This window comes from Pseudomonas sp. NFACC04-2 (genome assembly GCF_900119265.1).
GTDB classification, from domain to species: Bacteria; Pseudomonadota; Gammaproteobacteria; order Pseudomonadales; family Pseudomonadaceae; genus Aquipseudomonas; species Aquipseudomonas fluorescens_AA.
On sequence record NZ_FPJC01000004.1, the window covers coordinates 69,350 to 92,849 of the forward strand.

A 23,500-nucleotide genomic window follows, 5' to 3' on the forward strand; every position below is an offset into this window, starting at 1 on the left:
AGTAACATAGGCGCCTAAGCATCTGAACATCTCCGCACGGAGGTGGACTATATGTATAAGTCTCCACCGTTCCATCGAACCAAAGCCCCCCAACCAAAGGAGTATTCCCATGTCCTGGTCCAAACCCGCATATATCGACCTGCGTATCGGTTTCGAAGTCACCATGTACTTCGCCAGCCGCTGATTGCTGCAGGCGATTAAGCACGCAGCACTACGCCTCGGCCAGCCGAGGCGTTTTTATTTCGGTTTGCAGATGGAGCAGCCATGTTCGTCCAGATTCTAGGTTCCGCCGCCGGTGGCGGTTTCCCCCAGTGGAACTGCAACTGCGCCAACTGCGCAGGTTTTCGCAACGGCAGCCTGCGGGCCCAGACGCGGACCCAGTCGTCCATCGCCCTGTCCGATGACGGCGTGAACTGGGTGCTGTGCAACGCTTCCCCGGACATTCGCGCCCAGCTTCAGAGTTTCGCCCCAATGCAGCCGGGCCGGGCCCTGCGCGACACCGGCATTGGCGCGATCATCCTGATGGACAGCCAGATCGACCACACCACCGGTCTGCTCAGCCTGCGCGAAGGTTGCCCGCATCAAGTCTGGTGCACCGACATGGTCCATGAAGACCTGAGCACGGGCTTTCCATTGTTCAACATGCTGACCCACTGGAACGGCGGGCTGAGCTGGAATCGCATCGAACTCGACCAGAGCTTCACCATCGCCGCCTGCCCGAACCTGCGCTTCACCCCGCTGCCCCTGCGCAGCGCCGCACCGCCTTATTCACCCCATCGCTTCGACCCGCACCCGGGCGACAACATCGGGCTGATCGTCGAAGACCTGCGCACGGGCGGCAAGCTGTTCTATGCCCCGGGCCTGGGCAAGGTCGACGAGTCGTTGTTGGCGATCATGGCCGGCAGCGACTGCTTGCTGGTGGACGGCACGATGTGGGACGACGATGAAATGCAGCGCCGTGGCGTTGGCACCCGCACCGGCCGGGAAATGGGCCACCTGGCCCAGAACGGCCCCGGCGGCATGCTGGAAGTGCTGGAGCAACTGCCCGAGCAGCGCAAGGTCCTTATCCATATCAACAACACCAACCCGATCCTGGACGAAGACTCGCCCGAACGGGCCGAGCTTGTACGCCGAAAGATTGAAGTGGCCTACGACGGAATGAGTATTGAGTTGTAGGAAGCTCGGAACCAATGTGGGACGACAGTCAACGCCTGTGCTGGCTGATAGGACGCCTTCGCGAGCAAGCCCGCTCCCACAGAGGCTGAGTAACTCGATATTTCATACACCGCAAAATCAATGTGGGAGCGGGCTTGCTCGCGAAGAGGCCAGACCAGCCACCCCAACCGCCAGCGGTTATTCCCCGGAGACCGAAATGACTGACACCCCCCTGTCCCCCGCCGAGTTCGAAACGGCCCTGCGTGCCAAAGGTGCGTATTACCACATCCATCACCCCTACCACGTGGCGATGTATGAAGGCCGTGCCACTCGCGAGCAGATCCAGGGCTGGGTCGCGAACCGTTTCTACTATCAAGTGAATATCCCGCTCAAGGACGCCGCGATCCTGGCCAACTGCCCGGACCGGGAAATCCGTCGCGAGTGGATCCAGCGCCTGCTCGACCATGACGGCGCGCCCGGCGAAGATGGCGGCATCGAGGCCTGGCTGCGGCTGGGCCAGGCGGTGGGCCTGGACCCCGACCAACTGCGCTCCCAGGAACTGGTGTTGCCGGGGGTGCGCTTCGCGGTGGACGCCTATGTCAACTTCGCCCGCCGGGCCAGCTGGCAAGAAGCCGCCAGCAGCTCGCTGACCGAACTGTTCGCCCCGCAGATCCACCAGTCGCGCCTGGACAGTTGGCCCCAGCATTACCCATGGATCGACCCGGCCGGCTATGAATATTTCCGCACCCGTCTGGGCCAGGCCCGGCGCGATGTGGAGCATGGCTTGGCGATCACCTTGCAGCACTACACCACCCGCGCAGGGCAGGAACGCATGCTGGAGATTCTCCAGTTCAAGCTGGACATCCTCTGGAGCATGCTCGATGCCATGAGCATGGCCTACGAATTGAACCGCCCGCCCTATCACAGCGTGACCGACCAACGGGTTTGGCACAAAGGAATTACCTTATGAGTTTCGACCGCAGCCAAACCCCGCGCTGGCGCCCCGGCTATCGCTTCCAGTACGAACCGGCCCAGAAAGGCCACGTGCTGCTCTATCCTGAAGGCATGATCAAGTTGAACGACAGCGCTGCGCTGATCGGTGGCCTGATCGACGGCGAACGGGATGTCGCGGCCATCATCGACGAGTTGGCCAAGCAGTTTCCCGACGTGCCGGAACTCGGTGACGACATCGAGCAATTCATGGAGGTCGCCCGTGCACAGCACTGGATCGAACTTGCCTGACACCACCGGCTTGCCGCCCAGGCCGGAAGTCGGCCTGCCACTGTGGCTGCTGGCGGAGCTGACCTATCGGTGCCCGTTGCAATGCCCGTACTGCTCCAACCCGCTGGACTTCGCCGAGCAGGGCAAGGAGTTGAGCACCGAGCAGTGGTTCAAGGTCTTTCGCGAAGCCCGGGAGATGGGCGCCGCGCAGCTGGGTTTTTCCGGTGGCGAGCCGCTGGTGCGCCAGGACCTGGCCGAGCTGATCGGTGAAGCGCGCAGGCTGGGTTTCTATACCAACCTGATCACCTCCGGCATCGGCTTGACCGAACAGAAAATCAGCGACTTCAAGAAGGCCGGGCTGGACCATATCCAGATCAGTTTCCAGGCCAGCGACGAGCAGGTGAACAACCTCTTGGCCGGCTCTAAGAAGGCCTTCGCGCAAAAACTGGAAATGGCCCGGGCGGTGAAGGCCCATGGCTATCCGATGGTGCTGAACTTCGTGACCCACCGGCACAACATCGACAAGATCGATCGCATCATCGAGCTGTGCATCGCCCTGGAAGCCGACTTCGTCGAACTCGCCACCTGCCAGTTCTACGGCTGGGCGCAATTGAACCGTGTCGGCCTGCTGCCCACCCGGGAACAACTGGTACGCGCCGAGCGCATCACCAATGAATATCGCGCCAAGCTGGAAGCGGAAGGCAATCCGTGCAAGTTGATCTTTGTCACACCGGACTACTATGAAGAACGACCCAAGGGCTGCATGAACGGCTGGGGCAGCATCTTCCTCACCGTCACGCCGGACGGCACGGCACTGCCCTGTCACGGTGCCCGACAGCTGCCGGTGCAGTTTCCCAATGTGCGTGACCACAGCATGCAGCACATCTGGTACGACTCGTTCGGCTTCAACCGTTTCCGCGGTTATGACTGGATGCCCGAACCGTGCCGCTCTTGCGATGAAAAGGAAAAGGACTTTGGCGGTTGTCGCTGCCAGGCGTTCATGCTCACGGGGGACGCCAGTAACGCCGACCCGGTGTGCAGCAAATCCGAACATCACGGGGTGATTCTCCAGGCGCGCGAAGACGCCGAGCACGCCACGCAAACCATTGAACAGTTGGCCTTTCGCAATGAACGAAACTCGCGCCTCATCGCTAAAGGCTGAGCCTTTCAGCGCCGCCCAGGCCGTTGCCGCCGGCACCGACTTCGCCGAACTGCAGGTCGGGCCCTTGGGCTTGTTCTGGAATGAATACCGCCCCGCGGACGGTGCCTGCCGGATCTGGCATTGGCAAGAGGCCGAGGCCCGCTGTTTGACGCCGGACGGATTCAGCGCGCGCAGCCTGGTCTATGAATACGGCGGCGGGTCGTTCTGCCTGAGCCATGACGGCGTGCTGTTCGTCAATGAAACCGACCAGCAGCTGTACCACCAATCGCTGAGCGACGGGCAGCCCGTGGCGCTGACCTCCGGTGAGTGCCGCTACGGGGACCTTGGCTTTGCCGGTGGCCAGGTGTTGGCGGTGGAAGAACAAGCCGACCAGCATCGCCTGGTGTCGATCGGGTTGGCGGATCATCAACGGCATCTACTGGCTGAAGGTGCCGATTTCTACGCTTCGCCGACCCTGAGCCCGGACGGCCAGCGGCTCGCCTGGGTTGAGTGGAGCCGCCCGTATCAACCCTGGACAGCCACGCGGTTGATGTTGGTCGAACGCAATGCTTCGGGTTGGGGCGAGCCACGCTGTGTGGCCGGCGACGGTGAGCAAGAGTCTATTCAGCAACCGCGCTTCGACGCGGCCAGTCGCCTTTATTGCCTGAGTGATCGCGGTGGTTATTGGCAGCCCTGGAGGGAGTCGGGCCAAGGCCTGGAACCACTGCCCGCCGCCGAAGCCGATCACGCCCCGGCGCCATGGCAACTGGGTGGCTGCACCTGGCTGCCGCTGGATGAACACACGTACCTGGCGAGTTGGACCGAAGCGGGCTTCGGGCGCCTGGGCCTGTGTCGCGGTGACGACGCCAGTGAAGACTTTACCGGCACCTATACCCGCTTTCGCAGCCTGGCGCTGGATGAGCGGTTCATCTATGCCATTGCCGCTTCGCCGACCGGCCCGTCGGCGGTCATTGCCATCGAGCGGCATAGTCATGAAGTGGCGGTGCTGGCCGGCGGTGTCGCGCCATTGCCCGTCGAACAGATCAGCCGTCCTCGAACCCTGCGGTATCCATCCGGGTCAGGCGAGGCCCACGGGTTCTTTTACCCGGCCATGAATGTACAGGCGAAGCCCCCCCTTGTGGTGTTCATTCACGGCGGCCCCACCTCGGCCTGTTATCCCCTGTTCGATCCGCGAATCCAGTATTGGACCCAGCGTGGCTTTGCCGTTGCCGATCTCAATTACCGCGGCAGCAGCGGCTATGGCCGGGCCTATCGGCAGGCATTGCATTTGAACTGGGGCGTGGTGGATGTCGAGGATGCCTGCGCGGTGGTTGCCTACCTGGATGAACAAGGCCTGATTGACGGCCGTCATGCGTTCATCCGGGGTGGCAGTGCCGGTGGCTACACGACCCTCTGCGCCTTGGCGTTCCATGAGGTCTTCCGTGCCGGCGCCAGCCTCTATGGTGTGAGCGACCCGGTCGCCCTCGGCCGGGCCACGCACAAGTTCGAAGGTGATTATCTGGATTGGCTGATCGGCGACCCGCAACAGGACGTCGAACGCTACCGCGCCCGCACCCCGTTGCTGCACGCCGGAAACATCCGTGTGCCAGTGATTTTTTTCCAGGGTGAACTGGACGCCGTAGTGGTCCCGCAGCAAACCCGCGACATGGTCAGTGCCTTACAGGCCAACGGCGTGGCCGTCGAGGCGCACTACTACCCGGATGAGCGCCACGGTTTTCGCAAAGCCGCGAACCAGGCCCATGCGCTGGAGCATGAGTGGTTGTTCTATCGCAAGGTGATGGATGGCGATCTGTAGGAAGCCAAACACACTGTGGGGGCGAGCAAGCTCGCTCCCACAGGGGAAATAGACCATGCAATTGAATTCGCGCCAGATCCTCAGCGCTTAGCGATGATGTAAACCGCATGCACAATGCCTGGGATATAACCCAGCAGTGTCAGCAGGATGTTCAGCCAGAAAGCCCCGCCAAAACCCACCTGCAGAAACACACCCAATGGCGGCAGCAGGATGGCGATGATAATTCGAATGATATCCATGGATGACTCCCTGATTGGCGATGGCTACATTGCCATACAGCTCATTGACCCCTGACCGCTCGTCAGGGTTCAGTGAATAACACTCAGGAAAGACGACCCGAACGGCCAACCCTGCGCAACGGTATAAAACGCAGACAAAAGAAAACCCCGCCGAAGCGGGGCTTTGCAGACTGTTTCCCTGACATCCATTTCACTCCGCCGTCCTGGCAGAATCCTACGTGTCCGTGTTGTTACTTTTGCGCGTCCTGCGCGGCGTCCATGTGAAGTAGATTAGCCCTGGATCCAATCTGCCGATAGAGGGAAAACGCCAGTACATTGTGTAAGCGTTTGCTTACACAATGTCAGTTTTTAGAACTGCCCGGGCTTTAACAGAAACAGCGACTCGCTGCCGGCTTTCACCGAAGCACTCAGGGAGTGAATGCGCGGCAGCAGGCGAGCGAAATAGAACCGCGCCGTGCCCAGTTTGCTCGCGTAGAAATCATCCTGGTTTTCTTTGCCAAAGGCCGCCTTGGCCATCAACGCCCACATGTAAGCATAAGCGGTGTAGCCGAACGCCTGGAGGTACTCCACCGAAGCGGCGCCGATTTCGTTCGGGTTGTTCTTCGCCCGGTCCAACAACCATTCGGTCAGCTCATCCAGCGTACCGACCGCGTCGTTCAGTGGCTTGGTGAACTCCATCAGGTCACTGCTGGCGGTGGCAGTGAAATGGCGGATTTCATCGGCGAACAGCCGGTAGAACGCACCGCCACTGCCGACGATCTTGCGCCCTACCAGATCCAGTGCCTGGATACCGTTGGTACCTTCGTAGATCTGGGTGATGCGCACGTCACGCACCAGTTGCTCCTGGCCCCATTCACGAATGTAACCATGGCCGCCGAACACCTGCTGACCATGGACCGTGGTTTCCAGGCCCAGGTCGGTCAGGAAAGCCTTGGCCACTGGGGTCAGCAACGCCACCAGATCTTCGGCGCGCTTGCGGGTGACCGGGTCTTCGCTGAACTTGGCGGTGTCGAGTTGCATCGCCACGTAGGTGGAAAATGCCCGGCCACCCTCGTTCGAGGCCTTCATGGTCAGCAGCATCCGACGCACGTCGGGGTGGACGATGATCGGGTCTGCGACCTTGTCCTTGTTCTGCGCACCAGTGGGCGAACGGCTTTGCAGGCGGTCACGGGCATATTCGACGGCGTTCTGGTAGGAACGTTCGCCGGAGGCCAGGCCTTGGATGCCAACCCCCAGACGCTCGTAGTTCATCATGGTGAACATCGCCGCCAGGCCTTTGTTCGGCTCGCCGACCAGGTAGCCCACCGCTTCATCGAAGTTCATCACGCAGGTGGCGGACGCCTGGATGCCCATCTTGTGTTCGATCGACCCGCAATTGGCCGCGTTGCGCGCGCCCAGGCTGCCGTCGGCATTGACCATGAACTTGGGCACCAGGAACAGCGAGATACCCTTGGGGCCCGCCGGTGCGTCTGGCAGTTTCGCCAGCACCAGGTGAATGATGTTCTCGGTGAGGTCGTGCTCGCCACCGGTGATGAAAATCTTCGTGCCACTGACCTTGTAGGAACCGTCGGCCTGAGGTTCGGCCTTGGTGCGGATGATCCCCAGGTCCGTACCGGCATGAGGCTCGGTCAGGCACATGGAGCCAGCCCAGACGCCGGCGTACATGTTCGGCAGGTACGCCGCCTTCAGTTCTTCGCTGGCATGGGCATTGATCGACAGGCAGGCGCCAGCGGTCAGCATCGGGTACAGGCCGAAGGACAGGCTGGCGGAGTTGACCATTTCCTCGACCTGGGCCGAAACGGCCTTGGGCATGCCCATGCCGCCGTACACCGGATCACCACCGACACCGACCCAACCGCCTTCAGCGTAAGTCTTGTAGGCCTGTGGGAAACCTGCCGGCGTGGTGACGGCGCCGTCGGCCCAGTGGCAACCTTCTTCGTCAGCGGCGCGACTGAGGGGGGCGATGCTTTTGCTGGTGACTTTGCCGGCTTCTTCGAGGATCGCTTCGACCGTTTCAGCGTCCACGGTGTCGGCCAGCACCGGCAATTGGGCCCAGAGTTTCGTGACCTCGAACACTTCATTGAGGACGAAGCGCATATCGCGCAGCGGCGCTTTGTAGTCAGCCATGGCAAACCTCGCAGGATCTAAACAGTTGGGTTCGTAAAAGACGGTTTCGCAATGACCTGAGTGTACCTCAACAACTTTTACGACACATAGGGTCAACCAGTGACTGTTTTGTTATTTTTAGTCACAACCCGGTATTTTGGAGATTAATCGTAGCGAGGGAGCTTGCTACCGCTTGAGTGCGCAGTACTCACAAAAAGAGGCTGCTACGCAGCCCAGCGGGAGCAAGCTCCCTCGCCACGGTTCAGTCAGAGTGCAAACAACTCCGCCGGCAGTTGCATCAGACAATCGCTCCCCGCCTCGATGGCAGCCCGATGGGCGGTCGTACGTGGCAGCAGGCGCTTGAAGTAGAACTCGCAGGTCGCCAGTTTGGCCTGGCAGAAATCACCGTCACCGTTGCCACTGTCGAGTTGCGCCTGGGCCACCAAGGCCATGCGCAACCACAGATAGGCCAGGATGATGTAGCCGCTGTACATCAGGTAGTCCACCGAGGCGGCACCCACTTCATCCGGGTTTTTCATGGCCGTCATGCCAACCCGTGTGGTCAGCTCGCCCCACTGTCGGTTGAGCTCCTCGAGTTGCGCGACGTACTCCTTGAGCTGCGGATGCTCGGCATTGGCGGCGCAGAATTTATGGACGATCTTGGTGAAACCTCGCAGCAATTTGCCCTGGCTACCCAGCACCTTGCGCCCCAGCAGATCCAGGGCCTGGATGCCGTTGGTGCCCTCGTAGATCGGCGCGATGCGGCAGTCGCGCACCAACTGCTCCATGCCCCACTCGCGAATGAAGCCGTGGCCGCCGAACACTTGCATGCCGTGGTTGGTTACTTCCAGCCCGGTGTCGGTCATGAAGGCCTTGCAGATCGGGGTGAGAAACGCCAGCAGGTCCTCGGCCTCCTGACGCGCGGTTTCGTCCCGGCTCAGGTGGGCGGTATCGAGCAGTTGCGCGGTGAAATACGTCAGCGCCCGGTTGCCTTCGTTGAAGGCCTTCATGGTCAGCAACATCCTGCGCACATCGGGATGGACGATGATCGGGTCGGCGACTTTTTCCGGCGCCTTGGGACCGGTCAGCGCGCGCATCTGCAGACGGTCGTTGGCGTATTTGATCGCGCCCTGGAAGCTTGCCTCCCCCAGGCACAGGCCCTGCATGCCGGTGCCAAGCCGGGCGTGGTTCATCATGGTGAACATGCAGTTGAGGCCCTTGTTCGGCTCGCCGATCAGGAAACCCTTGGCCCCATCGAAATTCAACACGCAAGTGGCGGAGGCCTTGATGCCCATCTTGTGTTCGATCGAGCCACAGGAAACGCCATTGCGTGCCCCGGCCTCACCGGTGGCGTCGGGGAGGAACTTGGGCACGATGAACAACGAGATGCCTTTGGTCCCGGCGGGGGCGTCCGGCAGCTTGGCCAACACCAGGTGGATGATGTTATCGCTCATGTCGTGTTCGCCGGCGGAAATGAAGATCTTGCTGCCGGAGATCGCGTAACTGCCGTCGGCCTGGGGCACGGCGCGGGTCTTGATGATACCCAGGTCGGTGCCACAGTGGGCTTCGGTCAGGCACATGGTGCCGGTCCACTGGCCGGCGGTGAGTTTGCTCAGGTAGGTCTGTTTCTGTGCTTCAGTACCATGGGCATGAATGGCCGACATGGCACCGTGAGTCAGGCCCGGATACATACCCCAGGACGTGTTGCTGGAGCCAACCATCTCGCTGATGACCAGGCCCAGGGAGCTGGGCAATCCTTGGCCACCATAAGCCGGATCTGCCGCCAAGCCGTGCCAGCCGCCTTCCACGTACTGTGCGAAAGCCTGCTTGAAGCCTGTAGGCGTGGTGACGACGCCGTTGTCGAAATGGCAACCTTCTTCATCACCGGAGCGATTGAGCGGCGCCAGCACATTTTCACAAAATTTGGCGCCTTCCTCGAGGATCGCACTGACCATGTCCGGGCTGGCATCGCTGGCGCCCAGCTCGGCATAGCTGCCATGGAAATCGAAGACGTGATCGATCAGAAAGCGCATATCGCGCAGGGGGGCTTTGTACTCGGGCATGGTGGTTTTCTCCGGTAGCAGATCGTTCCAACCTACTGCCGGCCACCCTGGCCCACAATCACAGTCCAGACGCTGAATGCGCCGTCATCACTCAACCCGCGGCAGCTTCCATGCGCACCGCGCCGCGGCGGTTCTGGCCGAAGGCAACTACACAGTTGCGCCCCGCGCCCTTGGCGTTATACAGCGCCTGGTCGGCGGACTTGAGCACTTCTTCGGGCGTGCGCTGCTCAAGGCGCTCCGCGACGCCGATGCTGACCGTCACCGATACGCTGGAAGCACCCACGCCGGAGCGACGCTGGCGGCCTTGCTGATCGTCCTGGGGACGGCTATCAGGATTGCGCAGCTGGATGGCATACGTCTCGATGGACTGGCGGATGACTTCCAGATGGGGCATGCACTCGTCGATGGTCTTGCCTGCGAACACCAGGGCAAATTCCTCACCGCCGTAGCGATACGCCCTACCGCCACCGCCGATCTTCGACAACTTGCTGGCGACCAGGCGCAGCACCTGGTCGCCCACGTCGTGGCCGTGGGTGTCGTTGAATTTCTTGAAGTGATCCACATCACTCATCGCCAACACATAGTTGCGCCCCAGGCGCTGCATGCGTTCGTTCAGTGCCCGCCTGCCCGGCAGGCCAGTGAGTTCGTCACGGAAGGCCATTTGATAGGCCTCGTGGGCAACCGCCGCGGCGATCATCAACATCACCTGACTGCACATGATGTTCAGGGTGAACGGCAGGATAAAGGTCTTGGGCAGCATCCAGAACAACCCCAGCACCCCCACCAGTTGCGCCGCGTGCAATGGCCGGGGATTGCGCCAATATTGCCAGGCCAACAGCAGGAACGCGGCGGCGAACATCGGGTAGGACAATTGGATCAGACTCATCCAGGCACCGTGCAACGCGGGCCAGCGGATCTCCGAGAGCCACAACAACAAGGCCTGGGGGAAACTCTGCTCCAAGGCCAGCGCCACACTGCCAAAGACCAGCAACACCGCGAACCGCGCCACCATGTCCTGGAACAGGTGGGTGCGTTCCTGCCACGCCGCGAACAGCCCGAACAACAGCGGCAACAACAGGCAGACGAGATGGAACACCACCGCAGCGTCTTCGCGCACCTTACCGTTATCGCGGTAGAAGTCGGTCTGGGTGTCCAGGAGAAAGTAGGCGATATACACCGTGACCATCAGAAACAGTTCACGTTGACGCCGGTAGACCGCGCAATACGCCCCGCCTAGCAACAACACCAACGTCGGGAGAACGTTGAACAGCGAGGTGAAGAAAACGTTGAGATCCTTGACGTAGGCAGCCGCAAGCCCCGCCACCAACAACAGCAATGACGGTAGGAAATGGCTCAAACGTACAGCGGAAGAACGCGGCAAGGGTAAAGCTCCAACCCGGCTGATCAAAGATGGCATTGTGCCTGCAATTGGAACAGTAAGGCACGCGAGATGTGACAGATGTCACACTGCCATCGCTGTAACGGCAGAGGGGACGGTTTTCTTAGGGGTGAGTTGGATGAATATTGTTTCAGGATCCACAGTTGATCTGTGTGCGAGCTTGCTCGCGATGGCGCTTGTTCAATAGATATCTCCATGGGCTGACACACCGCTATCGCGAGCAGGCTCGCTCCCACAGGGGCCCGTGGTAGATACAAGTTTCGTGGCTATGAACATTCCAATGTGGGATTTGCGGCGGACATGAAAAAACCGCTGCTCCCGAAGAAGCAGCGGCTTTTTTCAAAAAACCGCGTAAGGCTTAGTAACCCAGCGCGAAGTCTTCTTCTTTCATGTCCATCAGGTTGTTCGCGCCCGACAGCATGGTTGCCACGTGGGTACGGGTACGCGGCAGGATGCGCTGGAAGTAGAAGCGCGCGGTCTGCAGCTTGGCGGTGTAGAAGGCTTCTTCGGTGGTGCCGGCTGCGAGCTTTTCCGCCGCCAGACGTGCCATGTCGGCCCAGAAATAGGCCAGGCAGGCGTAACCGGAGTACATCAGGTAGTCCACCGATGCCGCGCCCACTTCTTCACGATCCTTCATGGCCGCCATGCCGACCTTCATGGTCAGCTCGCCCCATTCCTTGTTCAGCGCAGCCAGGGGTTCGACGAACTCCTTGACCGCTTCGTTGCCTTCGTTGCTCTGGCAGAACTTATGGACGATCTTGGTGAAGCCCTTGAGTGCCTCGCCCTGGGTCATCAGCACTTTACGGCCCAACAGGTCGAGGGCCTGGATGCCGGTGGTGCCTTCGTACAGCATCGAAATACGACTGTCACGAACGTTCTGCTCCATGCCCCATTCGGCGATGAAGCCGTGGCCGCCGTAGATCTGCACGCCGTGGTTGGCCGATTCGAAACCGACTTCGGTCATGAAGGCCTTGGCGATCGGCGTCATGAACGCCAGCAGCGCATCGGCTTTTTTCTTTTCTTCTTCGTCCACGCCGTATTTGACGATGTCGACCTGCTTGGCGGTGAAGTAAACCATCGCCCGGTTACCTTCGGCGAAGGCCTTCATGGTCAGCAGCATGCGACGCACATCAGGGTGAACGATGATCGGGTCAGCGGCCTTGTCTGGCGCTTTCGGGCCCGTCAGGGAACGCATTTGCAGACGATCGCGAGCGTACTTCAGGCCGCCTTGGAAGCCGATCTCGGCGTGGGCCAGGCCTTGCAGCGCGGTGCCCAGACGTGCGGTGTTCATGAAGGTGAACATGCAGTTCAGGCCTTTGTTCGCCGGGCCGATCAGGTAACCGGTGGCCGCGTCGAAGTTCATCACGCAAGTGGCGTTACCGTGAATGCCCATCTTGTGTTCCAGGGAACCACAGCTCACCGCGTTGCGCTGACCAATGGAGCCGTCGGCGTTGGGCAGGAATTTTGGAACGATGAACAGCGAAATGCCCTTGGTGCCAGCCGGTGCGTCCGGCAGGCGTGCCAACACGATGTGGACGATGTTGTCGGCCATGTCGTGTTCACCGGCCGAAATGAAGATCTTCGTACCGGAAACCTTGTAGGAACCGTCGGCCTGAGGCTCGGCCTTGGTGCGCAGCATGCCCAGGTCGGTGCCACAGTGCGGTTCGGTCAGGCACATGGTGCCGGTCCATTCGCCGGACACCAGCTTGGTCAGGTAGGCCTCTTGCTGTTCGGGCGTACCGTGCTCGGAAATCGTGTTCATCGCGCCATGGGAAAGGCCCGGGTACATGCCCCACGACCAGTTGGCTTCACCGACCATCTCGCTGACCGCCAGGCCCAGGGATTCCGGCAGGCCTTGACCGCCATGCTCGACGTCGTGGGCCAGGCTTGGCCAGCCGCCTTCGACGAATTGCTTGTAGGCTTCCTTGAAACCGGCCGGAGTTTTCACGCCGGACTCGCTCCAAGTGCAACCTTCGATGTCGCCCACACGGTTCAGCGGAGCCAGTACCTGCTCACAAAACTTGGCGCCTTCTTCGAGAATGGCGTCAACCATGTCCGGAGTTGCGTCCTGGCAAGCCGGAAGGCTCTGATAATGCGCTTCGTAACCAAGCAGTTCGTCACGAACGAAGCGAATATCACGCAAGGGGGCCTTGTAGTCAGGCATAGCGATAAACCTCTGCTGATGTAACCGGGAATGAACGACCGCGTGGATTTTTTGTAGCGGTCAAACAGTTGTTTGAAACATACGTTTACGCCCAAATCTTGTCAAGCGCCGATCTTTTGCCGTTCGTCATCAGCCTGAGAAAAATGTCAGACACAGGAAACCCATCGCCCTGAAGAATCCGCGATGCGCGTAGGAAAGATTAGTTGAGCAATAGGACGTTAGAGACAAAAACGCCGCGAATAATCGCGGCGTTTTGGCAAAATCTGAAGAACAGGATCAGGCAAAAGTATCGATCAATGTCCCGAGCATTTCGTCGGATGCCTTGGCGACGTTGGCGCCCAGTTGCACCTGGAACTTGCCCTGGGCCATTTCGACCATGTTAGCGGCCTGATCCGACTGCTGGCTACGATCCACCGAACGCAAGCGATCAACCTGGACTTCCGAGGACTGACTGGTGACCGAACGCTCGATCGTATTGTTGGCGATCTGGCTGGAGGCCTGATCAACGCGGTTCTGCCCTGTCTGAATCGTGCTCAGACCGGCATAGAACGCGGTGTTTCCTGAGATTTGCATGGCAGAGCTCGTCTTCTTGAAGGGTCGACAGTGGCCATTGAATCAGAAGCCCCGGGAAAAGGCTCGACAAAAACACTAATGGCACAGTGCCGTGTCATAGGCAAAACCTTGGGGTCTCAGTCCAGCAGATCCAGTTGCAGGTGTCCAGCCACGGCTTCGGCCGTCACGCTCTGGATCCGCGCCACCCTGCCCAGGCACGGCGCCGGAAGTCGCTCGGCCAAGGTTGCCAGGTTTTCTTCCAGGCGCGAGGTGGCCGGGTCGATGATGTTCGCGACCCACCCGGCAAGCTGCAAGCCATCACGGGCGATAGCCTCGGCGGTCAGCAATGCGTGACTGATGCAACCCAGGCGCACGCCCACCACCAGAATCACCGGCAAGCCCAGCGCGATCGCCAGATCGGAAAGATTGTCCTGGCCGGCCAGCGGCACGCGCCAACCACCCGCGCCTTCGATCAAGGTGAAGTCGGCGCCCAGCGCCAGCACTTCGCGCATCGGGGCGAGTAGCGACTGCACCGTCAACGCAACGCCCGCTTCCCGGGCGGCCAAGTGCGGCGCTATCGCCGGTTCGAACGCCACCGGATTGACCTGTGCATAAGTCAACGGTATCGAGCATTCGGCCAGCAAGGCCAAGGCATCGGCGTTGCGCAGGCCCTTGGGCGTCACGTCGCAGCCAGAGGCCACGGGTTTTCCGGCAGCCGTGCTCATGCCAGCCTGCCGGGCAGCATGCAGCAGGCCCGCCGCGACGGTGGTCTTGCCTACATCGGTGTCGGTGCCGGTGATGAAATAGGCCTTGCTCATAGCGGTTTCTCCAAAACGGCGTAGACCACTTGGTAAGTTGCCGGCAGCCCCTGGACCTGACGAAACTGCTCATAGGCTTCAACCAGCGCGAGAATCCGCGCCCTGCCCGTCAAGCCACCAGGGCGACCAGGGTTCAGATTGTGGGCACCCAAAGCTTTCAATTCATGCGTCAGGCTGCGCACGTCAGGGTAATGCAACACATGAGGACGGTTTTCAAGGCTGACGACATTCAGCCCACTGGCCGCGCAAAGGTGCTGATACGTCTCGAACGCACGGAAACGGTTGACGTGCACCAAGCCGTCCACCTGACGCCAGCTGTCGCGTAATTCGTACAAAGTGCCCACGCAGAGGCTGGTAAAGGCCAACACCCCACCCGGCTTCAACACACGATGGGCCTCGCTCAACACCGTGGCGAAATCCGCGCACCATTGCACCGCCAGGCTGGAGAACACCAGGTCGCAGCTCGCCGCCTGCAAAGGCAGCCGCTCAGCATCACCGGCGACAAAATATTCGGCACCACCCTGGGGACGCGCATGGTTGAGCATGCCTTCGGCGATATCCACCGCCAGGCCGGTGGCCGCACCAAAACGCGCACCCAAGGCCCGAGTGAAATAGCCGGTGCCGCAGCCCAGGTCCAGCCAACGTTGCGGCATGAAAGAGGGCGGCAAACGACCGAGCAATTGCTGGCCCACGTCGCGCTGCAACTCGGCGACGCTGTCATAGCTGCTCGCCGCCCGGGAAAACGAAGCCGCTACCTGGCGCTTGTCGGGCAAGGCACCGGGCAATGGAGGGAGAGACAAATCAGTCATCGCCGGACTCATGCAAAAAAACCTGGATCGCCGCCGCTATACCGTGAGGGTCCTCCAGAAGGAATCCGTGGCCGGCCTGTTCAATCAGACCGATTTCGACGTCCGGCAGCAAGGCCAGCAAATCACCCGCGGCCTCGGCTGGTACCAGGCCATCGAGCCCGGCAAACAGATGCAGTTGCGGACCACGGAAACTTTGCAACGCAGCGCGGGTGTCCAATCGCGCCAGCAGTTCGAGCCCGGCCATCGAGACATCGGGCGAAGTGCTTGGCGCCCCGGCCAACAACAACCGCGACAACCCGCGTGGATCGCTGCAACCCTGGGCACACAGCAGACTGAAACGCTTGAGGGTCTGGCGTGGGTCGGCCGCACAACCGGCGAGAAAGCCATCGAACGTCTGGCCGTCCATTGCGCTCGGCCATTGCTCGTGGGCGACAAAGGACGGATTACTGGCCATGGTCAGCAGGCCGCAGCAGCGTTCACCCCGGCGCGCCGCCAGCGCCGAGGCCAGCATGCCGCCCAGGGACCAACCGCCCAGCCAGGTGTCCTGAGGCACGGTGGCGTCCAATTCTTCGAGCCATTCATCGGGGTCGCTCGATAGCAGTGCCGGCAACGGCTCGATTTCCACCCGCAGGTGTTCGTCGAGCCCTTGCAAGGCCGCCGCCAGCGGTTCCAGCGGAGAAACACCCAAGCCCCAACCGGGCAGCAAAATCAATCGATCACGCATGGCTTGGCTCCGGTCCCAACAGGGCAAAACACTCGGCCAGTGCATTCAACAATAGCTGCACCTGGGCCTCGCTGTGGGCGGCGGTCAGGGTCACGCGCAAACGAGCGCTGCCGGCCGGCACGGTGGGTGGGCGGATCGCCGTGACCATCAGTCCCCGTTCACGCAGCATCTGCGACAAGCGCATGGCCCTCCCCGCATCGCCCACCAGGATCGGCTGGATCGGCGTGAAGCTGTCCATCAATTGCAGGCCGATCTGCTCGGCACCCTGGCGGAACTGGCGGATCAGCACCTGTAGGTGTTCGCGCCGCCAATGCTCGTCGCGCAGCAGTTCAAGGCTCTTGAGCGTGGCACAGGCCAGGGCCGGCGGTTGGCTGGTGGTGTAGATGTAGGGACGTGCGAACTGGATCAGGCTTTCGATCAGCTCCTCGCTACCGGCGACGAAGGCACCGGCGGTGCCAAAGGCCTTGCCCAGGGTGCCGACCAGCACCGGCACGTCGTCCTGGCTCAAGCCGAAATGTTCGACGATACCGCCTCCATGGGCCCCCAGCGGACCGAAGCCGTGGGCATCGTCGACCATCAGCCAGGCGCCCCGGGCCTTTGCCTCACGGGCCAGGGCCGGCAGGTTGGCAATGTCGCCGTCCATGCTGAACACGCCGTCGGTGACCACCAGGGTATTACCCGTGGCTTTCTCCAGGCGACTGGCCAGACTCTTGGCATCGTTGTGCAGGTATCGGTTGAAACGCGCACCGGACAACAGCCCGGCGTCGAGCAGCGAAGCATGATTGAGGCGGTCTTCCAGCACCGTATCGCCCTGCCCCACCAGTGCGGTGACCGCGCCGAGGTTGGCCATGTAACCGGTGGTGAACAGCAACGCCCGCGGACGCCCCGTCAGGTCGGCCAACGCTTCTTCCAAGGCGTGATGGGGGCTGCTGTGGCCGATCACCAAATGGGAGGCGCCCCCCCCGACTCCCCAACGCGCCGCGCCGGCGCGCCAGGCCTCGATCACTTGCGGGTGATTGGCCAGGCCCAGGTAATCGTTGTTGCAGAACGCCAGCAATGGCTGGCCGTCCACCACGACTTCCGGGCCTTGGGGGCTTTCGAGCAGCGGGCGCTGGCGGTAGAGGTTGTCGGCACGACGGGCAGCCAGGCGTGCGGCGAGATCGAAGGGCATGCAGGCCTCGGGGTGAACCGTTTATGGACGGAGTGAGATCCCTGTGGGAGCGAGCTTGCTCGCGATGAGGCCATTACATTCAACATCTCTGTCGGCTGTTATACCGCCATCGCGAGCAAGCTCGCTCCCACAGGGTCTTGCATTCCAATCAGGGCATCGGTGATGCGATCAGACAGCGGCGTTGTAAAACTGCTCGCTGCTCTTCTGCTCCACCAGCGCCTGTTCGATTGCCGCCTGGTGCACTTCGTCGGCATGTTCTTCGCGGGCTTCGGGCTGGATGCCCAGGCGTGCGAACAATTGCATGTCCTTGTCGGCTTGCGGGTTGGCGGTGGTCAACAGCTTGTCGCCGTAGAAAATCGAGTTGGCGCCGGCAAAAAACGCCAGGGCCTGCATCTGCTCGTTCATCGCTTCACGACCCGCGGACAGGCGCACATGGGACTGGGGCATCATGATCCGCGCCACGGCAAGCATGCGGATGAAATCGAACGGATCGATGTCTTCGGCATTTTCCAGCGGCGTGCCGGCGACTTTGACCAGCATGTTGATCGGCACCGATTCCGGGTGCTCCGGCAGGTTCGCCAGCTGGATCAGCAGGTTGGCGCGGTCGTCCAGGGACTCGCCCATGCCCAGGATGCCGCCGGAGCAGATCTTCATCCCCGAATCACGCACATAGGCCAGGGTTTGCAGGCGCTCGCTGTAGGTACGGGTGGTAATGATGCTGCCGTAGAACTCTGGCGAGGTATCAAGGTTGTGGTTGTAGTAGTCCAGGCCAGCCTGGGCCAGCGCTTCGGTCTGTTCCTGATCGAGACGACCCAGGGTCATGCAGGTTTCCAGGCCCATGGCCTTCACGCCTTTGACCATTTCCAGCACATACGGCATGTCCTTGGCCGATGGATGTTTCCAGGCCGCGCCCATGCAGAAACGGGTCGAACCGATGGCCTTGGCCCGCGCAGCCTCTTCGAGGACCTTCTGCACTTCGAGCAATTTCTCTTTATCCAGACCGGTGTTGTAGTGACCGGACTGCGGACAATATTTGCAATCTTCCGGGCAAGCGCCAGTCTTGATCGACAGCAGCGTGGAAACCTGGACGCGGTTGGCGTCGAAGTGCGCGCGGTGCACGGTCTGCGCCTGGAACAACAGGTCATTGAATGGCTGGACAAAGAGTGCTTTGACTTCGGCCAAAGACCAGTCATGACGCAGGTTGGCAGTGGTGCTGGCGCTCATGGGCATTTCCTTGATTATGCTTGGCTGGCGCCTGGGGCATGCAATACCCACAGGTGCGACACGGATGTTCGGCATATTTAAGGAAGAGTCATGCACTGTCAACCACGATACAAAGGTCCGGTTTACATCTGGTCAAAAAATAAACAATTCTGCCTGCTGTGCGGCGAAAGCACCGATACGCCACAGCCTATCTGCACGCCTTGCGAAAGCGAGCTGCCCTGGCTCGGCGATCAATGCAGCATTTGCGCCCTGCCACTGCCCATGGCCGGACTGCGTTGCGGCCAATGTGCCTCGCGGCCGCCGGCCTTCGAGCGGGTCCTGGCGCCCTGGGCTTACGACTTCCCGGTGGACAGCCTGATCACCCGTTTCAAGCACCAGGCGAAATGGCCCCTTGGCCGGCTGCTGGGCGAACTGCTGGCGCAATCGCTGCAACATCATTTCGACGAAGGGCTGGAACGGCCCGACGCACTGGTACCGGTGCCACTGGCAACCCGGCGTTTGCGCCAGCGCGGTTTCAACCAGGCGGCGCTGCTGGCCCGCTGGCTCAGTGGGCCGCTGGTGATCCCTTGCGAAGAACACCTGCTGCGACGCACCCAGGACACGCCTGCCCAACAGGCCCTCGGCGCCAGGGCCCGACGACAAAACCTGCGCCAGGCCTTTGCCCTCGCCCCCCAGGCAACGTTACGCAATCGTCACCTGGCGTTGGTCGACGATGTGCTCACCACCGGCGCCACCGCCCAGGCCCTGGCCGCCCTGTTACTCGATGCCGGCGCTGCGCGGGTCGATGTGTATTGCCTGGCCCGCACGCCGAAACCCGGCGAACCGGCTTGACGTGCCGCGCCCAAGGCGCCAACGTCCCTCATCGACTTTTGCACGCAGCTTGCCGTCATGTCATTGCCTACGCTTCTGACCCAGCACATCGTTCGGCGACCACAACGCATCGCCCTGTTGCAGCACATCGCCGAACAGGGCTCGATCACCCGCGCCGCCAAGAGCGCGGGCCTGAGCTACAAGGCGGCATGGGATGCCATCGATGAGTTGAACAACCTCGCCGACCATCCGTTGGTGGAACGTAGCGTCGGCGGCAAGGGCGGTGGCGGCGCCAGGCTGTCGGAGGAAGGCCAACGGGTGCTGCGCCTGTATCAGCGCCTGCAAGCGCTGCAGGCGCAACTGCTGGAAGCCAGCGAAGACGCCGGAGACCTGGGTCTGCTCAGTCGCCTGATGCTGCGTACCAGTGCCCGCAATCAATTGCATGGCAAGATCCTGGGCATCGAGGCCCAGGGACACAACGACCGGATCCGCCTGGAGCTGGCCCGGGGCCTGGTCATCGAAGCGCAGATCACCCATGACAGCACACTGCGCCTGGAGCTGGATGTCGGCACCGACGTGGTGGCGCTGATCAAGGCCGGCTGGCTGGAATTACACCCAGTCGAACAAACGCAAAAGCCCGGGATCAATACGCTGCGCGGCATGATCGAGCAGGTCGACGCCGCCCAAGACGGCCCCAGCGAAGTGCGCATCGGCTTGCCCAACGGCCAGACGCTATGCGCCCTGGCCGCCCCGCTTCAGTTGCAAGCGCAGCACCTGGCAGCCGGCTCACCGGTGCAAGTGACGTTTTCAGCGACAAATGTGCTGCTCGGCACACCGCTGTAGCGCGCTGCAACAATAGTTTCATCGACCCGCTTTAAGGTGACTGCCAAAACCAGCAGGGAGCCTGATGATGAGCCTATTAGAAGAAAACCAATCCACCGACCTGGAAAAGATCGTCGGCCTGAGCCGGCGCAGTTTCATCAGCGCCGGTGCCCTGTGCGGCGCGGCGATGTTCCTGGGCGGCAACCTGCTGAGCCGCAGCGTGCTGGCCGCCGCCGTGAGCGAAGGCAACAGCCGGCTGCTGGGTTTCAACAGCATCGCCGCCGCCACGGCCGACACCATCACGCTGCCGCCGGGCTACAAAGCCTCGGTGCTGATCAGTTGGGGCCAGCCGCTGCAGAAAAACGCACCGGCGTTCGACCCCAGTGGCAATGGAACAGCCCGCGCACAGGAAGTGCAGTTTGGCGATAACAACGACGGCATGAGCCTGTTCGAATTCCCCGACGACAAGAACCGGGCGTTGATGGCGATCAACAACGAATACACCAACTACCGCTACCTCTTCCCCCACGGCGGCCAGCCGCAGTCGGCCGAAGACGTGCACAAGGCCCAGGCCAGCGAAGGGGTGTCGGTGATCGAGGTCCAGCGTCGTCGCGGCCAGTGGCAGTTCGTCCAGGAATCGCGCTACAACCGCAGGATCCACGGCAACACGCCGATTCGCCTGCGCGGCCCGGCCGCCGGTCACGATCTGATGAAAACCAGTGCCGACAAGAGCGGCAAGAAAGTGCTGGGCACCTTCCAGAACTGCGCCAACGGCATGACGCCGTGGGGCACCTACCTGACCTGCGAAGAAAACTTCACCGACTGCTTCGGCAGCAGCAAGACCGACCTGCAGTTCGACGAGGCGCAGAAACGCTATGGCGCCACCGTCACCAGCCGCGAGATCAACTGGCACCTGTACGACCCGCGTTTCGACCTGGCGAAGAACCCCAACGAACTCAATCGCCATGGCTGGGTGGTGGAAATCGATCCGTTCGATCCAGAATCCACGCCGGTGAAACGCACCGCCCTGGGCCGCTTCAAACACGAAAACGCCGCCCTGGCACAAACCAGCGACGGTCGCGCCGTGGTGTACATGGGTGACGATGAGCGCGGCGAATTCATCTACAAGTTCGTCAGCCGCGAGCGCATCAACCATCGCAATGCCAAGGCCAACCGCAACCTGCTGGACCACGGCACCTTGTACGTGGCGCGCTTCGATGCCGGCGATGGCAACCCGGACCATCCCAAAGGCAAGGGCCAGTGGATCGAGCTGACCCACGGCAAGAACGGCCTCGACGCCAGCAGTGGCTTCGCCGATCAGGCCGAGGTGCTGATCCATGCGCGCCTGGCCGCCAGCGCCGTGGGTGCCACCCGCATGGACCGTCCTGAATGGATCGTGGTCAGCCCGAAAGACGGCCAGGTCTATTGCACGTTGACCAACAACTCCAAGCGCGGCGAAGACGGACAACCGGTGGATGGGCCGAACCCTCGGGCCAAGAACGTCTACGGGCAGATCCTGCGCTGGCGCACCGACCGCGACGATCATGCCTCCAAGACCTTTTCCTGGGATCTGTTCGTGGTCGCCGGCAACCCGACGGTACACGCCGGCACGCCGAAAGCCGGGTCGTCCAACATCAACCCGCAGAACATGTTCAACAGCCCCGACGGCCTGGGCTTCGACAAGGCCGGCCGGCTGTGGATTCTCACCGACGGCGACTCCAGCAACGCCGGGGACTTCGCCGGCATGGGCAACAACCAGATGCTCTGCGCCGACCCCAACAGTGGCGAAATCCGCCGCTTCATGGTCGGACCGGTGGGCTGCGAAGTGACCGGGATCAGTTTTGCCCCGGACCAGAAAGCCTTGTTCGTCGGGATCCAGCATCCAGGGGAAAACGGTGGTTCGACCTTCCCTGAGCACCTGCCCAACGGCAAGCCGCGGTCTTCGGTGATGGTGATTACCCGGGAAGATGGCGGGGTCATCGGCGCCTGATAGGGCCTCATCGCGAGCAAGCTCTCCCACAATGTGGACTGCCCCAAAAAGTTGGACACCCATCTGACTTTTGGGGGCAGTCCAATGGATCCGCGATCCCTGTGAGAGCGAGCTTGCTCGCGATAACGTCAGCACAGCCGCCACCTATCTGCCTCTGTCTGCGCTACCATGCTGTGCCGGACGCGGCAGCCCTGCCGCTGCGCAGGAGTCAGCATGTCCCATCCGTTCGAAACCCTCACGCCCGACCTGGTGCTCGATGCCGTTGAAAGCATCGGTTTTCTCAGCGACGCCCGCGTGTTGGCCCTCAACAGCTACGAGAACCGCGTCTATCAGGTCGGTATCGAAGATTCCGAGCCGCTGATCGCCAAGTTCTATCGTCCCCAGCGCTGGACCAACGAAGCGATTCTGGAAGAGCACAGCTTTACCTTCGAACTGGCCGAATACGAAGTGCCCGTGGTAGCGCCGCTGATCCACAACGGCGCCAGCCTGCACGAACACGCCGGGTTTCGTTTCACCCTGTTCCCTCGTCGCGGTGGCCGCGCGCCGGAGCCGGGCAATCTCGACCAACTCTATCGCCTGGGACAATTGCTCGGGCGCTTGCACGCGCTCGGGGCGACCCGGCCGTTCGAGCATCGCGAAGCCTTGGGCGTGAAGAATTTCGGCCACGATTCACTGGCCACCGTGCTGGCGAGCGGCTTCGTTCCCCGCAGCCTGCTGCCGGCCTATGAGTCGGTCGCCCGGGACTTGCTCAAGCGCGTCGAAGAGGTTTACGCCGCCACGCCCCACCAGAACATCCGCATGCACGGCGATTGCCATCCCGGCAACATGATGTGCCGCGACGAGGTGTTCCACATCGTCGATCTGGACGACTGCCGCATGGGCCCGGCAGTGCAGGACTTGTGGATGATGCTCGCCGGCGATCGCCAGGAGTGCCTGGGGCAACTGTCGGAACTGATGGACGGCTACCGTGAGTTCCACGACTTCGACCCCCGTGAACTGGCGCTGATCGAACCGCTGCGGGCCCTGCGCCTGATGCACTACAGCGCCTGGCTGGCGCGGCGCTGGGACGACCCGGCGTTCCCCCGCAGCTTCCCGTGGTTCGGCAGCGAACGCTACTGGGGCGACCAGGTATTGGCGTTGCGCGAGCAACTGGCGGCGCTCAATGAAGAGCCGTTGAAATTGTTCTGACCCTATTGCGGGTCCCTTTGTGGGAGCGAGCTTGCTCGCTCCCACAAAGGGATTTGCGCTGGAACCCTCACAAAGGTTCACAGCACAA

General features: G+C 61.6%; 21 protein-coding genes. 10 read left to right on the plus strand and 11 right to left on the minus strand.

Annotated features, from left to right (window positions below; genetic code table 11):
* The first annotated feature begins 109 nt into the window (after window positions 1–109).
* From pqqA to BT125_RS06905, 6 genes are all read left to right on the plus strand, one after another.
* Window positions 110–184 carry a pyrroloquinoline quinone precursor peptide PqqA gene (pqqA, locus tag BT125_RS06880; protein WP_003177660.1) on the plus strand — a complete coding sequence of 25 codons (75 nt, stop codon included), beginning with the start codon at window positions 110–112 and terminating at the stop codon, window positions 182–184.
* An 80-nt stretch (window positions 185–264) separates the two neighbouring features.
* Window positions 265–1,176: a pyrroloquinoline quinone biosynthesis protein PqqB gene (gene pqqB, locus BT125_RS06885; RefSeq protein WP_072405784.1), complete on the plus strand. Its 912-nt coding sequence runs from the start codon at window positions 265–267 to the stop codon at window positions 1,174–1,176.
* A gap of 196 nt (window positions 1,177–1,372) precedes the next feature.
* The gene (gene pqqC, locus BT125_RS06890) at window positions 1,373–2,125 is read left to right on the plus strand and encodes a pyrroloquinoline-quinone synthase PqqC (protein ID WP_072405785.1); all 753 of its coding nucleotides are present in this window, start codon (window positions 1,373–1,375) and stop codon (window positions 2,123–2,125) included.
* Window positions 2,122–2,397: a pyrroloquinoline quinone biosynthesis peptide chaperone PqqD gene (gene pqqD, locus BT125_RS06895; protein ID WP_060740339.1), complete on the plus strand. Its 276-nt coding sequence runs from the start codon at window positions 2,122–2,124 to the stop codon at window positions 2,395–2,397. Before pqqC ends, pqqD begins: the two co-directional genes overlap by 4 nt.
* The gene (gene pqqE, locus BT125_RS06900; RefSeq protein ID WP_072405786.1) at window positions 2,369–3,538 is read left to right on the plus strand and encodes a pyrroloquinoline quinone biosynthesis protein PqqE; all 1,170 of its coding nucleotides are present in this window, start codon (window positions 2,369–2,371) and stop codon (window positions 3,536–3,538) included. Before pqqD ends, pqqE begins: the two co-directional genes overlap by 29 nt.
* A complete protein-coding gene (locus BT125_RS06905) occupies window positions 3,504–5,333 on the plus strand; it encodes a S9 family peptidase (protein ID WP_072405787.1) in 1,830 nt (609 codons plus the stop codon). The genes pqqE and BT125_RS06905 overlap by 35 nt, the downstream gene beginning before the upstream one ends.
* An 80-nt stretch (window positions 5,334–5,413) precedes the next feature.
* Here the strand turns inward: BT125_RS06905 and BT125_RS06910 are convergent, their stop codons facing one another.
* The 11 genes from BT125_RS06910 to bioB all read right to left on the minus strand — a co-directional run bounded on the left by BT125_RS06910 (window position 5,414) and on the right by bioB (window position 18,602).
* On the minus strand, window positions 5,414–5,572 hold the full coding sequence (locus tag BT125_RS06910; protein WP_038436734.1) for a YqaE/Pmp3 family membrane protein: 159 nt from the start codon (window positions 5,570–5,572) through the stop codon (window positions 5,414–5,416).
* 348 nt (window positions 5,573–5,920) lie between these two features.
* Window positions 5,921–7,699, minus strand: a complete 1,779-nt coding sequence (locus tag BT125_RS06915; RefSeq protein WP_072405788.1) for an acyl-CoA dehydrogenase C-terminal domain-containing protein — start codon at window positions 7,697–7,699, stop codon at window positions 5,921–5,923.
* 245 nt (window positions 7,700–7,944) lie between these two features.
* Window positions 7,945–9,741, minus strand: coding sequence for an acyl-CoA dehydrogenase C-terminal domain-containing protein (locus BT125_RS06920; RefSeq protein WP_072405789.1), 1,797 nt, complete (start codon window positions 9,739–9,741; stop codon window positions 7,945–7,947).
* Window positions 9,742–9,832: 91 nt separating this feature from the next.
* Window positions 9,833–11,122: a GGDEF domain-containing protein gene (locus BT125_RS06925; RefSeq protein ID WP_072405790.1), complete on the minus strand. Its 1,290-nt coding sequence runs from the start codon at window positions 11,120–11,122 to the stop codon at window positions 9,833–9,835.
* Window positions 11,123–11,498: 376 nt separating this feature from the next.
* Window positions 11,499–13,304, minus strand: coding sequence for a phenylacyl-CoA dehydrogenase (locus BT125_RS06930; RefSeq protein ID WP_060740332.1), 1,806 nt, complete (start codon window positions 13,302–13,304; stop codon window positions 11,499–11,501).
* Between the two features lie 276 nt (window positions 13,305–13,580).
* Entirely contained in the window at window positions 13,581–13,877 is a 297-nt protein-coding gene (locus BT125_RS06935) for a pyrroloquinoline quinone biosynthesis protein PqqE (protein ID WP_072405791.1), read from the minus strand.
* Between the two features lie 116 nt (window positions 13,878–13,993).
* Window positions 13,994–14,674: a dethiobiotin synthase gene (gene bioD / locus BT125_RS06940; protein WP_072405792.1), complete on the minus strand. Its 681-nt coding sequence runs from the start codon at window positions 14,672–14,674 to the stop codon at window positions 13,994–13,996.
* Complete coding sequence (bioC, locus tag BT125_RS06945) at window positions 14,671–15,483, minus strand: malonyl-ACP O-methyltransferase BioC (RefSeq protein ID WP_072405793.1); 813 nt, start codon at window positions 15,481–15,483, stop codon at window positions 14,671–14,673. Before bioC ends, bioD begins: the two co-directional genes overlap by 4 nt.
* Entirely contained in the window at window positions 15,476–16,207 is a 732-nt protein-coding gene (locus BT125_RS06950; RefSeq protein ID WP_072405794.1) for an alpha/beta fold hydrolase, read from the minus strand. Before BT125_RS06950 ends, bioC begins: the two co-directional genes overlap by 8 nt.
* Window positions 16,200–17,378, minus strand: coding sequence for an 8-amino-7-oxononanoate synthase (gene bioF / locus BT125_RS06955; protein ID WP_072405795.1), 1,179 nt, complete (start codon window positions 17,376–17,378; stop codon window positions 16,200–16,202). The genes BT125_RS06950 and bioF overlap by 8 nt, the downstream gene beginning before the upstream one ends.
* A 168-nt stretch (window positions 17,379–17,546) precedes the next feature.
* Window positions 17,547–18,602, minus strand: a complete 1,056-nt coding sequence (gene bioB, locus BT125_RS06960) for a biotin synthase BioB (RefSeq protein ID WP_014340550.1) — start codon at window positions 18,600–18,602, stop codon at window positions 17,547–17,549.
* A 90-nt stretch (window positions 18,603–18,692) separates the two neighbouring features.
* Between bioB and BT125_RS06965 the strand changes: the two genes are divergently transcribed.
* From BT125_RS06965 to BT125_RS06980, 4 genes are all read left to right on the plus strand, one after another.
* Entirely contained in the window at window positions 18,693–19,433 is a 741-nt protein-coding gene (locus BT125_RS06965; protein ID WP_072405796.1) for a ComF family protein, read from the plus strand.
* Between the two features lie 57 nt (window positions 19,434–19,490).
* Window positions 19,491–20,255 (plus strand): TOBE domain-containing protein, encoded by a 765-nt coding sequence (locus BT125_RS06970; protein WP_072405797.1) that lies wholly within the window; start codon window positions 19,491–19,493, stop codon window positions 20,253–20,255.
* Between the two features lie 67 nt (window positions 20,256–20,322).
* Entirely contained in the window at window positions 20,323–22,224 is a 1,902-nt protein-coding gene (locus tag BT125_RS06975; protein WP_072405798.1) for a PhoX family protein, read from the plus strand.
* A gap of 213 nt (window positions 22,225–22,437) precedes the next feature.
* Entirely contained in the window at window positions 22,438–23,412 is a 975-nt protein-coding gene (locus BT125_RS06980; protein ID WP_060740323.1) for a serine/threonine protein kinase, read from the plus strand.
* Window positions 23,413–23,500 lie beyond the last annotated feature (88 nt).

What these genes read in the sequence shown, in the direction of transcription:
- pqqB (WP_072405784.1), top strand. Translation starts at nt 265, where the DNA reads ATGTTCGTCCAGATTCTAGGTTCCGCCGCCGGTGGCGGTTTCCCCCAG.
- pqqC (WP_072405785.1), top strand. Translation starts at nt 1,373, where the DNA reads ATGACTGACACCCCCCTGTCCCCCGCCGAGTTCGAAACGGCCCTGCGT.
- pqqD (WP_060740339.1), top strand. Translation starts at nt 2,122, where the DNA reads ATGAGTTTCGACCGCAGCCAAACCCCGCGCTGGCGCCCCGGCTATCGC.
- BT125_RS06905 (WP_072405787.1), top strand. Translation starts at nt 3,504, where the DNA reads ATGAACGAAACTCGCGCCTCATCGCTAAAGGCTGAGCCTTTCAGCGCC.
- BT125_RS06910 (WP_038436734.1), bottom strand. Translation starts at nt 5,572, where the DNA reads ATGGATATCATTCGAATTATCATCGCCATCCTGCTGCCGCCATTGGGT.
- BT125_RS06915 (WP_072405788.1), bottom strand. Translation starts at nt 7,699, where the DNA reads ATGGCTGACTACAAAGCGCCGCTGCGCGATATGCGCTTCGTCCTCAAT.
- BT125_RS06920 (WP_072405789.1), bottom strand. Translation starts at nt 9,741, where the DNA reads ATGCCCGAGTACAAAGCCCCCCTGCGCGATATGCGCTTTCTGATCGAT.
- BT125_RS06930 (WP_060740332.1), bottom strand. Translation starts at nt 13,304, where the DNA reads ATGCCTGACTACAAGGCCCCCTTGCGTGATATTCGCTTCGTTCGTGAC.
- BT125_RS06935 (WP_072405791.1), bottom strand. Translation starts at nt 13,877, where the DNA reads ATGCAAATCTCAGGAAACACCGCGTTCTATGCCGGTCTGAGCACGATT.
- bioD (WP_072405792.1), bottom strand. Translation starts at nt 14,674, where the DNA reads ATGAGCAAGGCCTATTTCATCACCGGCACCGACACCGATGTAGGCAAG.
- bioC (WP_072405793.1), bottom strand. Translation starts at nt 15,483, where the DNA reads ATGACTGATTTGTCTCTCCCTCCATTGCCCGGTGCCTTGCCCGACAAG.
- BT125_RS06950 (WP_072405794.1), bottom strand. Translation starts at nt 16,207, where the DNA reads ATGCGTGATCGATTGATTTTGCTGCCCGGTTGGGGCTTGGGTGTTTCT.
- bioF (WP_072405795.1), bottom strand. Translation starts at nt 17,378, where the DNA reads ATGCCCTTCGATCTCGCCGCACGCCTGGCTGCCCGTCGTGCCGACAAC.
- bioB (WP_014340550.1), bottom strand. Translation starts at nt 18,602, where the DNA reads ATGAGCGCCAGCACCACTGCCAACCTGCGTCATGACTGGTCTTTGGCC.
- BT125_RS06965 (WP_072405796.1), top strand. Translation starts at nt 18,693, where the DNA reads ATGCACTGTCAACCACGATACAAAGGTCCGGTTTACATCTGGTCAAAA.
- BT125_RS06970 (WP_072405797.1), top strand. Translation starts at nt 19,491, where the DNA reads ATGTCATTGCCTACGCTTCTGACCCAGCACATCGTTCGGCGACCACAA.
- BT125_RS06975 (WP_072405798.1), top strand. Translation starts at nt 20,323, where the DNA reads ATGAGCCTATTAGAAGAAAACCAATCCACCGACCTGGAAAAGATCGTC.
- BT125_RS06980 (WP_060740323.1), top strand. Translation starts at nt 22,438, where the DNA reads ATGTCCCATCCGTTCGAAACCCTCACGCCCGACCTGGTGCTCGATGCC.